Source organism: Delftia sp. SD018, from assembly GCF_017355445.1.
In the GTDB taxonomy this organism is placed as follows: Bacteria; Pseudomonadota; Gammaproteobacteria; order Burkholderiales; family Burkholderiaceae_C; genus Comamonas; species Comamonas acidovorans.
The window spans coordinates 215,157-227,317 of sequence record NZ_JADDRN010000003.1 but is presented as its reverse complement, the minus strand read 5'-3'; the positions used below and the strand labels follow the sequence as shown (position 1 = coordinate 227,317).

The 12,161-nt window shown below is 69.6% G+C and carries 14 protein-coding genes; 3 read left to right on the top strand and 11 right to left on the bottom strand.

Annotated features, from left to right (window positions below):
* Positions 1-3: 3 nt before the first annotated feature.
* The 7 genes from ureC to INR38_RS05935 form a co-directional block, all read right to left on the bottom strand.
* A complete protein-coding gene (gene ureC / locus INR38_RS05965; RefSeq protein ID WP_012203113.1) occupies positions 4-1,707 on the bottom strand; it encodes an urease subunit alpha in 1,704 nt (567 codons plus the stop codon).
* Positions 1,708-1,872: 165 nt separating this feature from the next.
* Positions 1,873-2,178, bottom strand: coding sequence for an urease subunit beta (locus INR38_RS05960; protein WP_170962150.1), 306 nt, complete (start codon positions 2,176-2,178; stop codon positions 1,873-1,875).
* Between the two features lie 27 nt (positions 2,179-2,205).
* A complete protein-coding gene (locus tag INR38_RS05955) occupies positions 2,206-2,817 on the bottom strand; it encodes a HupE/UreJ family protein (protein ID WP_207443706.1) in 612 nt (203 codons plus the stop codon).
* Between the two features lie 11 nt (positions 2,818-2,828).
* The gene (locus INR38_RS05950; RefSeq protein WP_012203116.1) at positions 2,829-3,131 is read right to left on the bottom strand and encodes an urease subunit gamma; all 303 of its coding nucleotides are present in this window, start codon (positions 3,129-3,131) and stop codon (positions 2,829-2,831) included.
* 17 nt (positions 3,132-3,148) lie between these two features.
* Positions 3,149-4,066, bottom strand: a complete 918-nt coding sequence (locus INR38_RS05945) for an urease accessory protein UreD (protein ID WP_207443707.1) — start codon at positions 4,064-4,066, stop codon at positions 3,149-3,151.
* 199 nt (positions 4,067-4,265) lie between these two features.
* Positions 4,266-5,522 (bottom strand): MFS transporter, encoded by a 1,257-nt coding sequence (locus INR38_RS05940; protein WP_207443708.1) that lies wholly within the window; start codon positions 5,520-5,522, stop codon positions 4,266-4,268.
* A 46-nt stretch (positions 5,523-5,568) separates the two neighbouring features.
* Positions 5,569-6,096: a RidA family protein gene (locus INR38_RS05935; protein ID WP_207443709.1), complete on the bottom strand. Its 528-nt coding sequence runs from the start codon at positions 6,094-6,096 to the stop codon at positions 5,569-5,571.
* 143 nt (positions 6,097-6,239) lie between these two features.
* On the opposite strand from INR38_RS05935, the gene soxR reads away from it, so the two are divergent.
* On the top strand, positions 6,240-6,710 hold the full coding sequence (soxR, locus tag INR38_RS05930; protein WP_013804325.1) for a redox-sensitive transcriptional activator SoxR: 471 nt from the start codon (positions 6,240-6,242) through the stop codon (positions 6,708-6,710).
* Between the two features lie 23 nt (positions 6,711-6,733).
* Here the strand turns inward: soxR and INR38_RS05925 are convergent, their stop codons facing one another.
* Entirely contained in the window at positions 6,734-7,945 is a 1,212-nt protein-coding gene (locus INR38_RS05925; RefSeq protein WP_347566751.1) for an MFS transporter, read from the bottom strand.
* Positions 7,946-8,247: 302 nt separating this feature from the next.
* Here INR38_RS05925 and INR38_RS05920 point away from each other — a divergent pair, with 302 nt between their 5' ends.
* Positions 8,248-8,703 (top strand): hypothetical protein, encoded by a 456-nt coding sequence (locus tag INR38_RS05920; RefSeq protein ID WP_242698971.1) that lies wholly within the window; start codon positions 8,248-8,250, stop codon positions 8,701-8,703.
* Positions 8,704-8,754: 51 nt separating this feature from the next.
* Here INR38_RS05920 and INR38_RS05915 read toward each other — a convergent pair whose 3' ends face one another.
* On the bottom strand, positions 8,755-9,705 hold the full coding sequence (locus tag INR38_RS05915; RefSeq protein ID WP_099753012.1) for a diguanylate cyclase: 951 nt from the start codon (positions 9,703-9,705) through the stop codon (positions 8,755-8,757).
* Positions 9,706-9,821: 116 nt separating this feature from the next.
* Positions 9,822-10,886, bottom strand: coding sequence for a serine/threonine protein kinase (locus tag INR38_RS05910; RefSeq protein WP_099753011.1), 1,065 nt, complete (start codon positions 10,884-10,886; stop codon positions 9,822-9,824).
* On the opposite strand from INR38_RS05910, the gene INR38_RS05905 reads away from it, so the two are divergent.
* Positions 10,885-11,688: a 2'-5' RNA ligase family protein gene (locus INR38_RS05905; RefSeq protein WP_242698970.1), complete on the top strand. Its 804-nt coding sequence runs from the start codon at positions 10,885-10,887 to the stop codon at positions 11,686-11,688. The two genes, INR38_RS05910 and INR38_RS05905, sit on opposite strands and share 2 nt — an antisense overlap.
* Here INR38_RS05905 and INR38_RS05900 read toward each other — a convergent pair whose 3' ends face one another.
* Complete coding sequence (locus INR38_RS05900) at positions 11,689-12,105, bottom strand: organic hydroperoxide resistance protein (RefSeq protein ID WP_012203126.1); 417 nt, start codon at positions 12,103-12,105, stop codon at positions 11,689-11,691.
* Positions 12,106-12,161 lie beyond the last annotated feature (56 nt).

Below are 12,161 nucleotides of genomic sequence, written 5' to 3'. Positions count from 1 at the left end.
GCCTTAAAAAAGAAAATACCGCTGCGCCATCGGCAGCTCGGTGGCGGGCTCGCAGGTCAGCAGCTGGCCGTCGGCCACGACCTGGTAGGTCTCGGGATCGACGCTGATGTCGGGCTGCCAGTCGTTGTGCACCATGTCGCGCTTGCTGACGCTGCGGCAGTTTTCCACGGCCACGGTGCGCTTGCGCAGGCCGTAGCGGTCGGCCACGCCGGCCTGCTGGGCGGCCTGCGAGACGAAGGTCAGGCTGGCCGCCGCCACGCCGCTGCCCTGGCCCGCGAACATGGGCCGGTAGTGCACGGGCTGGGGCGTGGGGATGCTGGCGTTGGGGTCGCCCATGGCGGCGCTGGCGATGCTGCCGCCCTTGAGGATGAGGCTGGGCTTGACGCCGAAAAACGCCGGCCGCCACAGCACCAGGTCGGCCAGCTTGCCGACCTCGACCGAGCCCACGACATGGGCGATGCCATGCGTGCGTGCGGGGTTGATGGTGTACTTGGCCACGTAGCGCTTGACGCGGAAGTTGTCGTGGCGCGCGTTGTCGCCCGGCAGGCTGCCGCGCTGGACCTTCATCTTGTGCGCGGTCTGCCAGGTGCGCAGCACGACCTCGCCCACGCGGCCCATGGCCTGGCTGTCGCTGGAGATCATGGAGAAGGCGCCCAGGTCGTGCAGCACGTCCTCGGCGGCGATGGTCTCGCGGCGGATGCGGCTTTCGGCGAAGGCGATGTCCTCGGCAATCGAGGCATCCAGGTGGTGGCAGACCATGAGCATGTCCAGGTGCTCGTCCAGCGTGTTCACCGTGTAGGGCCGCGTGGGGTTGGTGGACGAGGGCAGCACGTTGGCCTCGCCGCAGACCTTGATGATGTCGGGCGCGTGGCCGCCGCCCGCGCCTTCGGTGTGGTAGGTGTGGATGGTGCGGCCCTTGAAGGCGGCCACCGTGGCCTCGACGAAGCCGCCCTCGTTGAGCGTGTCGGTGTGGATGGCGACCTGGGTGTCGGTCTCGTCGGCCACGCCCAGGCAGCAGTCGATGGCGGCGGGCGTCGATCCCCAGTCCTCGTGCAGCTTCAGGCCGATGGCGCCCGCCGCGATCTGCTCGCGCAGCGGCGCGGCCTGGCTGGCGTTGCCCTTGCCCAGCAGGCCGATGTTCATGGGGTAGCCGTCCACGGCCTGCAGCATGCGCTCCATGTGCCAGGGGCCGGGCGTGACCGTGGTGGCGAAGGTGCCTGTGGCCGGGCCCGTGCCGCCGCCGATCATGGTGGTCACGCCGCTGGTCAGCGCCTCGTCGATCTGCTGCGGGCAGATGAAGTGGATGTGCGTGTCGATGCCGCCGGCCGTGACGATCATGCCCTCGCCTGCAATGATTTCCGTGCCGGGGCCGATGACGATGGTCACGCCCGGCTGCATGTCCGGGTTGCCGGCCTTGCCTATGCCTGCGATCAGCCCGTTCTTGATGGCGATGTCGGCCTTGACGATGCCCCAGTGGTCAATGATCACGGCATTGGTGATGACGGTGTCGGCGCAGTCGGCGGCCATGCGCTGGCTCTGGCCCATGCCGTCGCGGATGACCTTGCCGCCGCCGAACTTGACCTCTTCGCCGTAGATCGTGTGGTCCTTCTCGATCTCGATGACCAGGGCTGTGTCGGCCAGCCGCAGGCGGTCGCCCACGGTGGGGCCGAACATCTCGGCATAGGCCTGGCGCGTGATGCTTGCCATAGCATTCCCTTTCTGTTGTCTACGACGCTATGCGTTGCTCGTTGTACTTAAAACCGGCGTGGTCCAACCCGGGGACACCGAGGAAGGGCCGCCCCGCACCGAGGGTGTCGTCCCCCTCCCGCGAAGCGAGAGAGGGGGAAGCGGCGTAGCCGCTCAGGGGGTACTTCAAAGCCTGCCCATCACCTTGGCGTTGAAGCCATAGATGATGCGGTCGCCGGAGATTTCCACCAGTTCCACAGTGCGCTCCTGGCCCGGCTCGAAGCGCACGGCCGTGCCGGCCGCAATGTTCAGCCGCCAGCCGCGTGCGGCGGCGCGGTCGAAGTGCAGGGCCTCGTTGACCTCGAAGAAATGAAAGTGCGAGCCCACCTGCACCGGCCGGTCGCCGGTGTTGGTGACCGTGAGGGTCTGCACGGGCCGGCCTGCGTTCAGCAGGATCTCGCCGGGCTCGGCCAGCAGTTCGCCGGGGATGATGCGCTCGGTCATGTGCGGCTCCCGCGCTCAGCCTGCCAGCGCCACGGCACCGTAGCCCATGGCGGCCACTCCGGCCAGGCGTGCGGCCCAGGCCGATGCCGTGCCGCCGCGCATGGCCCGGCCAAAGGCCACGCCCAGCGCATGCAGCACCAGCGTGGTGGCGACCATGCCCGTCATGTAGGCCCAGAACACGGCTGCGGGCAGCGCGTGGGGGAAGACCTCGCCATGCGCGTATCCGTGGAACAGCGCGAAGGCGCCGGCCAGCACCATGGCCAGTGCCACGGGCAGGCGGCGCTGGGCCACCAGCAGCAGGCCGAAGGCCAGCAGCGAGGCGGCCACCATGGGCTCGACGGCCGGCAGCTCCAGCGGGGTCTGCGTCAGCGCCAGGCCCAGCGCCATGCAGGCGGCAAAGGCCACGGGCGGCAGCCACTGGCGCTGCAGCATCAGCCCGCACCACAGGCCCAGCGCCAGCATGGCCAGCAGATGGTCCAGGCCCGCGATGGGGTGGGACAGCCCGGCCATCAGGGCCTGCATGGCGCCGTCGCCGGCGTGCAGGTGCGCGCCTGCACCCGTATGGGCGCTGGCGGCCGTGGCGGTGGCCAGCAGGGCCGGGGCGAGCAGAAAGCGGGGATGGAACATGGCGGATCTCCTCAAACGATCGGGTGATGAACGGTGACCAGCTTGGTGCCGTCCGGGAAAGTGGCTTCGACCTGGATGTCCGGGATCATTTCTGGAATGCCCTCCATCACATCGGCGCGCGTCAGCACCGTGGTGCCCAGGTGCATGAGCTCGGCCACGGTCCTGCCGTCGCGCGCCCACTCCAGCACGGCGGCGCTGATCAGCGCCACGGCCTCGGGGTAGTTGAGCTTCAGGCCGCGCGCCTTGCGCCGCTCGGCCACCAGGGCTGCGGTGAACAGCAGCAGCTTGTCTTTTTCACGGGGCGTGAGTTCCATCGATGAGTCTCCGTTGATCAGGTGGCCCACAGGCGCGGGGGGCGGGCCGGTTGGTCCAGCAGGGCCGGGCGCAGCAGGCGCCAGCCTTCATGCAGCACGGCCCGTGCCGCCTCCATGCGCCGTGCCAGCACGCGCAGCAGCAGTACCGAGGGTGCGCCGCCCTGACCGGCCAGCAGGCTGGCGCCGGCGCGCACTTCATCGCTCCAGGGCAGGCTGGCGGCCAGTTGCTCGCTCAATGGCTCCATGGCCGCCAAGGGTTCCGGGGCCACGGCCCAGAGGCTGGCCTGTATGGGCAAGCCTGCCCAGGCAACGGGGCTGGACAGCAGGGCATGGCCGGCGTGCAGTTCGCCTTGCTCCAGCCACAGCGGCCGTCCGCCGCATGCGAGCCGGTTGTGAAGCTGCAGGCGCGCGGCAGCGGTGGGCGCGGCGCCGGTGTGGTTCCAGTGCTCGCCCGCGCCATAGCGGCCCAGCACCACGGCGTCCCAGCCGATGGCGCGCGCGCCCGGCGCAAGATCCAGGTCCAGCGCCATGGTGGCGTCGGCACCGGCGAAAAGCATGTTTTCCTGTGGCAGCCATTCCAGGATGGCGCCTTCTTCCACGCGCAGCCGCACGCGCTGCGCGGCCGGGCGGCCCTGGGACTTGTACCAGCGCGTGGCGCCCGGCGTGGTCAGCAGGGCGTGGGCGCCGGGCTCCACGGTCACATCGATCTGCAACTGGTCGCCGCCGGCCACGCCGCCGGGCGGGTGCAGCAGCACGGCATGGCAGATGCCGGGGCCTTCGGGGTGCAGCGGTTTTTGCACGCGCAGCGGGCCGCTGTGGCGTGCGTAGGAAAGCACGCTGCCCTGGCCGGCGCGGTGCCCGAAGCGCAGGTCCAGCATGGCCTGCCAGCCCGAGGCGCAAGCGGGCACGGCGGTGATCGGTAGCGCTGCGGACATGGGCGGGGCGGACGGTACAGGGCGTGGTGGTTGTAACGGCCTTTGTCATGCATTTAGCGTGCCAATCCGGTGCAGTGGCGGTTGCGCCATGCTGGTGCGCTGGCGCATCGGATTGGTGCGTTTCCTGCATGGCAAGGCGCGCAAGACGGCACGTTTGCAGTGCATTCTTGCGCAGCGTGCCGCAGGCTGGTGCTCTTTCTTACGCGTGGCCCTGCTGTCGATCTGCCTGGCCTGCCTGGCGCGCGAGGGACCTGTCCCAGGCCACGACGGCCAGCGTGGCCAGACTCAGAATCAGGCCCGCCACGCTGGCACCTGTCCATCCCCAGTGCAGCCAGACCGCCGAGCCCACGGCCGAGCCTGCCGAGGCGCCGATGAAATAGCCCGTCATATAGACCGCATTGATGCGCGAGCGCGCCAAGGGTGCCAGCGCGTAGATCACGTTCTGGTTGCTGATGTGCAGGGCCTGCAGCGCGGCATCGACGATGAGCAGCCCCGCCAGGAACCACCACAGGCTGGTGCCGCCCAGCCACAGCGCCCCCCAGCCCGCCAGCATCAGCAGGCCGCCGGCCAGCGTGGTGCGCTGCTCCAGCCCCCGGTCGGCCAGCCGGCCGGCCATGTTGGCCATGAGGGCGCCGGCCACGCCGACCAGGCCGATGAGGCCGATCTGCGCGTCGCCAAACCCGTAGCCCGGCCCGGCCAGCAGCAGTGCCATGGTCGAGAACAGCACGCTCACCGTGGCAAAGCCCATGCCGCCGATCAGCGCCCGGCTGCGCAGGCGCGGCTGCTCGCGTGCCAGCGTGAGCAGGGAGCGCATCACCGCGCCATAGCCTATGGGCTGGGCCGGCTGTGCCAGGGGCAGCGCGCGCCGCAGCAGCAGGGCAACGCCGGCCGTGGCCAGGGCGCCCACCCAGTAGACGGCATTCCAGCCGCCCAGCTCCGACAGCAGGCCCGCCACGCTGCGTGCCGCCAGGATGCCGATCAGCAGCCCGCTCATGACCAGCCCCACGGCGCGCCCGCTGGCGCCGGGCGCCGCAAAGCTGGCCGCCATGGGCACCAGCACCTGTGCCGCGACCGAGAACAGCCCCGTCATCAGCGTGCCCGCCGCCAGCAGCGCAAAGCTGTGCGCCATGCCGCTGGCTAGCATGCCCAGCGCGGCCAGCAGCATCAGGCCCAGCACCAGGCGGCGGCGTTCCAGCATGTCGCCCAGCGGCACGAGCAGCAGCAGTCCCAGCGCATAGGAGACCTGGGCCATGGTCACCGTCAGCGAGGCACGCGCCTCGCTGATGCCCAGGTCGATGGCGATGGAGTGCAGCAGCGGCTGGTTGAAGTAATTGGCGCCCGCGCACAGGCCGCATGCCGTGGCCATGAGCAGCAGGGTGCTCTGGGGCAGCACGGGCGTGGCGGTGGCCTGCATGGGCGGTGAGGGCTGGGCGCAAGCCTGGGAGGATCTGTTCATCGGACGAATGCCTGTGTTGTCTGCTTATGGGTGGCAAACGGATGGCTCAGACCCACAGCGGCGGCCGTGCGGGCTGGGCGTGGGCGGGCAGTGCGGCCACGGCATCGACCTCGATCAGCATGCCGGGCAGGGCCAGCCGGGGCACGGGGATCAGGGTGCAGGCCGGAAAGCGCGGCAGGGTATTGCTGGGGGCGCCATCGCTGGGGGCGCCGTCGCTCCAATGCAGGCGCACGGCGGCCTGCCAGTCGTTGAAGCGGGCCTCCGAGTGGTCGACGATGAGCAGGGTCAGCTTGACCACCTGGCCCATGTCCGCGCCCGCCGCCTGCAGCGCCAGCTTGAGGTTGGACAGCGCCTGCTGCGCCTGGGCCGCGAAGCTCTCGGGCAGGTCGCCCGCCTGGTTCTCGCCGCCCTGGCCCGAGACGAAGGCCCATTGCGCCGGCCCGTGCACGGTGACCACATGGGTGTAGCCGTTGGGCGTGGCGTCGTAGAGGCCGGCGGGCTGCAGATGGTGCAGTTGCGGGGCCGTGGAAGCAGCGGGCTGCGCCGAGGAGGTGGCAAGTGCGTCGTGTGGCATGTATGGCTTGGAGTCTGAGAGTGGGCCGGACCGGGCGGCGAGGCTTGCCAGTGTGAAACCTCAACCAAAGTTGAGGTCAAATGCAGGCCTGCTTGGACCTATTTTTCCTGCGCCTATTTTCCTGCGCCTATTTTCCTGCTGCCATGAATCTGTCTTCTGCCGGTGTCACCGCGTCCGACCATGACGGGCCGGCCATCCTCTCCGTGGGCGAAGTCGCCCGGCGCAGCGGCATCACCGTCTCGGCCCTGCATTTCTACGAGCGCCAGGGACTGATCGAGAGCCTGCGCACGCCCGGCAACCAGCGCCGCTATGCGCGTGCCGTGCTGCGGCGCGTGGCGGTCATCAGGGTGGCCCAGCGCATGGGCGTGCCGCTGGCCGAGATTGCCGAGGCGCTGCAGGACCTGCCCAGCGGCCGCACGCCCACGCAGGCCGACTGGGCCGCGCTGTCCGCGCGCTGGCGCCACGCGCTGGATGCGCGCATCCAGGGCCTGACCCAGCTGCGCGACCAGATCGACGGCTGCATCGGCTGCGGCTGCCTGTCCCTCAAGGTCTGCCCGCTGCGCAATGACGGCGACTGCCTGGCCGAAGACGGGCCGGGGCCGCACTTTCGCTGAACAGGCATGCGCCCTTGGCGGAACTAGTGCTTGGGCATGGGCAGCGTGGGCGTGCGCGTGCACATCCAGCACAGCCAGCCGGCCAGCGCGCCCATGACGATGCAGTAGGCGACCAGGGCCTCGGTGATGCCGATATGGTCCGAGAGCCAGCCCAGGCCGAGGATGGGCACGATGGTGCCCAGGTAGCCGACCACCAGGTACGTGGACAGCAGGCCCGTGCGTGTGGCCGGCGTGGAGACCTTGTTGACGATGGACATGCCCGCCAGGTTGCACAGGCCGTGGCCCGCCGCCGTGGTGATCACGCTGAGCGCGAACAGCAAGGCCGAGCCCGCGAAGCTGTTGACCAGCAGCAGGAGGTTGCAGGCCACCAGGCAGGCAAAGCCCACAATGGCCGAGCCCTTGGTCGGGCGCGGGCGCGCCAGGTACTGGAAGCCCGCCGAGAGGAACAGGATCACGCCGATGGACAGGCCCGAGACAGCCGGCCCGTGCCAGGGCACCATGCGCTGCATGAAGCTGGGCGCCAGCGATGCGAACAGGCTGAACATGCCGAAGGCGCAGAACGCGCACATGCCGCCCAGTGCGTAGTGGCGCGCAAAGCGGCGCTCCGGCAGCGTGATGGTGGGCATGAAATCGCGCCAGTGCAGCGCGCGTGCCTGGGTGGAGGCCAGCTCGGCCGGCTCGGCAATGCGCACCTGGTACAGCGCATAGACGGCCAGCAGGCCCAGCCCCAGCGAGGGGATGTAGGCCGTGACCAGCGGCCAGGGCAGCCACTGCGCGATCAGCCCGCCCACCACGGGGCCCAGCCCGAAGCCGAAGGCAATGGTCAGGCTGGTCGTGGCTGCGGCGCGCTGCAGGTCGCCCCGGTTGTTGAGCCGGGTCATGCCTACCGAGGCCGAGGTGGTGATCAGCCCCGAAGCCACGCCGATCACCACGCGCCCCAGCGCAAAGCTGGGCACGTTCCAGGCCACGGCGGAGACCAGCACGCCCAGCGTCATCAGGATCAGCCCGGCGCGCAGCACGGTGACAAAGCCGAATCGGTCGGTCAGCCGGCCCAGGAACAGCAGGCTGGCCAGCGCGCCGAACATATAGGCCACGAAGATCTGCGTGATGTGGCTGGGCTGCAGCCCCCAGGCCTGCTGGTACAGCGGGTACAGCGGGCTGGCCAGGGCGGTGCCCATGACACCCACGCACATGGAAAAACACACCCACGCATAGGGTGGCCAACGGGTTTGCATAGAAAAGGGAGCGAAAAGGGAGCGCGAAGAAAGCGAAGGGCAAAGCGGCGCCGCGCAGGCCTGGCGCCACCGGGGCGCCACGGCACTGTCCGGGAGCGCATGGAATCTGGAATGACCCGCAGGCCAATGGGTGAATTCTAAGAAACCCGCGTGTCCTGGGTGTTTCGCTGCCTCCGAGCCCCTGGCATGGACCCGGGCATACCGCTGGCATCGTGCGCCGGGCGGGCGGGTGTACCCTGTGGCCGTCCCTGTGTTTTCCCTTGTCCAGAGAGTCCGGCATGCCAGTTCCATCCTCCGCCTTCATGACCTCCCAGCCATCCCGCAAGGCAGCGTGGACCGCGCTTGGCGCGTGCGCGCTGCTGCTGGCCGGCTGCGGCTCGGTGGGCGGCGGCGTGGGCATCGGAATTCCGGTGGGCCCCGTGTCGGTGGGCGTGGGGCTGGGCAGCGGCGGGCTGAGTGCCGGAGTCGGCACGGGCGTGGGCCCGGTCGGCGTTGGCGTCGGCGTCAACCAGAGCGGCCAGGTGCTGGGCAGCGCAGGCGTGGGCGCCTCCACGGGTGTGGGCGGCGCGCGGGTCGGCGTGGGCGTGGGTTCATCCACCGTGCTGCACGATCCGCAGCGCTCCAACGTTCAACCGGCCCCGGCCCCGGCCCCGGAGCCAGCGCCTGCAGCCCCGCCTCAGACCCCGGCCGGCCAGGTGCAATGGCGTGATGCCAGCGGTCAGGTCGTGCCGACCTGCCGCGTCGATGGACGTTGCTGAGCCGGTGCGAGACAGGGGAACGGCGCGTAGCGCCTCAGGGGGTGCTTCTGATCACCCAGCCCAGACGATGCGGTCGCGACCAGCGTTTTTTGCGAGATAAAGGCGCCGATCGGCATCGGCCAGCAGTTGCTGGGCACTGTTGGTGGGCGAAGGCGCAATGCAGGCCACGCCCAGGCTCACGGTCAGCGCCTGGCCCAGGGGCGAGGCGGCATGCGGCAGGTCCAGCAGCCTGAGCGCATCGACGATGCCCTGCGCCACCAGCACCGCGCCATCCAGCGCCGTATGGGGCAGCAGGCAGACGAATTCCTCGCCCCCATAGCGCGCCAGCAGGTCGCCCGGCCGGTGCAGTGCGCCCTGAATGGCCTGGGAGATCTGGCTCAGGCATTCATCGCCGACCAGATGGCCGTAGTGGTCGTTGTAGGCCTTGAAGTGGTCCACGTCCATCATCACCAGCGACAGCGGCTCGCCCAGGCGCTGCAGGCGCATGAACTCGCGCTCCAGCTGGGCACTGAAGAAACGCCGGTTGGCCACTCCCGTCAGCCCGTCGCTGTGCGACAGCAGTTGCAGCATCTGGCGCTGCTGCGCAATCTCCAGATGCGTGCGCACGCGTGCCTTGAGCACGGCCGGACGAAAGGGCTTGGTCACGAAATCCACGGCGCCCAGGTTCAGGCCCAGTTCCTCGCAATGGGGCTCGGTCAGCGCGGTGAGGAAGATGATGGGGATATGCGCGGTCTGCAGGTCGGCCTTGAGGCGGCGGCAGACCTCGAAGCCGTCCATCTCCGGCATGCGGATGTCCAGCAGGATGAGGTCGGGCTGGTGCTGGTGGGCCAGGGCAAGCGCCTCCTCGCCGGTGTAGGCCACAAGCGGGCCGCACAGATCCTTGATCACCTGGCAGATGATGGTGGCGTTGTCCGGAACGTCGTCCACCACCAGCACCTTTTGCGCGGCAGGCAAGGGCTGTAGCGGGTTGGGCAGCGATGGTGGGAAGGCGGAGTAGGGCATGGCCGATGGGATTTCGGGCCGAGAATACCCCGGAATCCGCAGCCCTGGATAGGGCGCCGCGGGCCTGGACAATTTGTAAAGATATCTGTCTTCGGGAGGCAGGCAGTCCGGTGGCCTCAGGCGTATAGAGGCTCTTCCTGCATGGCCTCGATCTGCTCGTTGAGCATGTCCACCTGCCCGCGCCAGTAGTCGGGCGTGCCGAACCAGGGGAAGTTGATGGCAAAGATCGGGTCGTCCTGGCGCCGCGCCAGCCAGGCGCTGTAGTGGATGAGGCGCAGCGTGCGCAGCGGCTCGATCAGGGCCAGCTCGCGGCGGTCGAAGGGGCGGAACTGTTCGTACCCATCCAGCAGGGCGCCCAGCTGGCGCGTGCGCTGGCCCCGGTCGCCCGACAGCAGCATCCACAGGTCCTGCACGGCCGGGCCGGTGCGCGCATCGTCCAGGTCCACGAAATGCGGGCCGCCGCGGCCTTCGTCGTCCAGCGGCGTCCACAGCACGTTGCCGGGATGGCAGTCGCCATGCAGGCGCAGCGTGCGCGCGCTGTGCAGGCCGAAGTGGCCGGCTGCGCTCATGCCGTCGGCGGCGGGTGCCATCAGGTCCAGAGCGCGCTGGCAGGCGGCCTTCCAGGTGGATTCCACTTCCAGCGGAATCATTTGCCGGTCCAGCAGCCATTGCATGGAGTCGTGGCCGAAGCTGGCCAGGTCCAGCGCCGGCCGGTGCGCAAATGGCCGGGCCGCGCCCACGGTATGGATGCGGGCCAGGAAGCGCCCGGTCCACTCCAGCACCTCGAAGTCGTCCAGCTCGGGCGGACGGCCTCCGCGCCAGGGGCTGACCGAGAAATCAAAGCCCGCGTGGCTGTGCAGCGTGGCGCCTTCCAGCACCAGCGGGGGCACGGCGGGCACTTCGGCGGCCGTCAGCTCGGCGCTGAAGGCGTGCTCCTCCAGGATCTGATCGCGGCTCCAGCGGCCCGGGCGGTAGAACTTGAGCACGACGCGATCGCCGTCTTCCAGTACGGCCTGGTAGACGCGGTTTTCGTAGGAGGCCAGGGCCGTGAGCCGGCCGTCGCCCCACAGGCCGACCGAGGCCAGGGCGTCGAGCACCACGTCGGGCGTGAGGCGGGCATAGGCGTGCGAGTCGTCGTCGGGGACGACATTCAGATCAGGATCGTGCGGTGTGGCGGACATGGGCCGATTGTCGCCGGGCTGGCTTAAGCTGTGCGGCTGCCTAGCCTTCGCCGATTCGCCCGCCGTGCCGCTGCTGCCCCATTTCCTGCAATCCCATGCCATAGCGAGCGCCAGCGCCAGCTCCAGCGCGGCAGGCGCATCCGACGACTGGAGCGGCTGGCACCTGGGCCGGCGCCGCTATGCGGTCTGGGTGCTGGAGATCCAGGCGCTGGGCCCTGCCGAGGGCGAAGCCGTGCGCCGCGCCTGTGCGCAGGCGCGCCAGGCCCTGGCCGCTGCGCTGGCTCCGCGGTACGAGCGGCAGCTGCATGTGACCCTGGCCACGGCCGGTTTTCTGGATGGCGATGCGGCCCTGCCGGACGCCTACGGCGCGGCGGAACTATCGCGCGACTTGCACGCGCTGCAGGACCTGCCGGCTGCACCGCTGCAACTGGAGTTCGGCGGCTGGGGCAGTTTCGAGATGGCGCCATATCTGCAGGTGCGCGACCGCAGCCAGGGCGGGCCCACGCTGGGCATGCTGCATGGTGCACTCACGCCGGCAAGGCCCGAACTGGCGCTGACCGAGGCGCTGCGCCCCTACGTGCCCCATGTGACGCTGGGCGCCTGGAACGCCGCCTGGCCACGCGCCCAGGTGCTGCAATGGATAAGCGGCCTGCCGGTGCTGGAGCACTGGCAGGCCGCCGTGGGCGAGATCGCGCTGGTCAGCTATGCGGCCGACGCCTTGCACGGCCCGCTGACCTGCCATGCACGCTACGACCTCCGGGGTCGCAGGCTGCAATGGCGGGAGCGGCCGGGCTGGGCCTGATCAGACCAGGGTGATCTGCACGTCGATGTTGCCGCGCGTGGCGTTGGAGTAGGGGCAGACCTGGTGGGCTGCGTCCACCAGGGCCTGGGCGGCGGCCTTGTCCATGCCGGGCAGGCTGACCTTCAGGCGGGCAGCGATGCCGTAGGCGTTGGGGATGGTGCCCAGGTCCACTTCTGCGTCGATGGACAGGTCCTGCGGCAGGCTGATCTTCTGCTTGCCGGCCACTGCCTTGATGGCGCCGATGAAGCAGGCCGAGTAGCCTGCGGCGAACAGTTGCTCGGGATTGGTGCCCGTGCCGCTGGTGCCTGGCGAGGAAAGGGTCACGTCCAGGCGTCCGTCATCGGTGCGCGAGGCGCCGTCGCGGCCGCCGGTGGTGTGGGCACGTGCGGTGTACAGGACTTTTTCGAGCTGGGCCATGGTGTCTTCCTTTTGCAAAGTTGTCCGGCTGTGCGGACGGGTGGAGGAAATCGGCA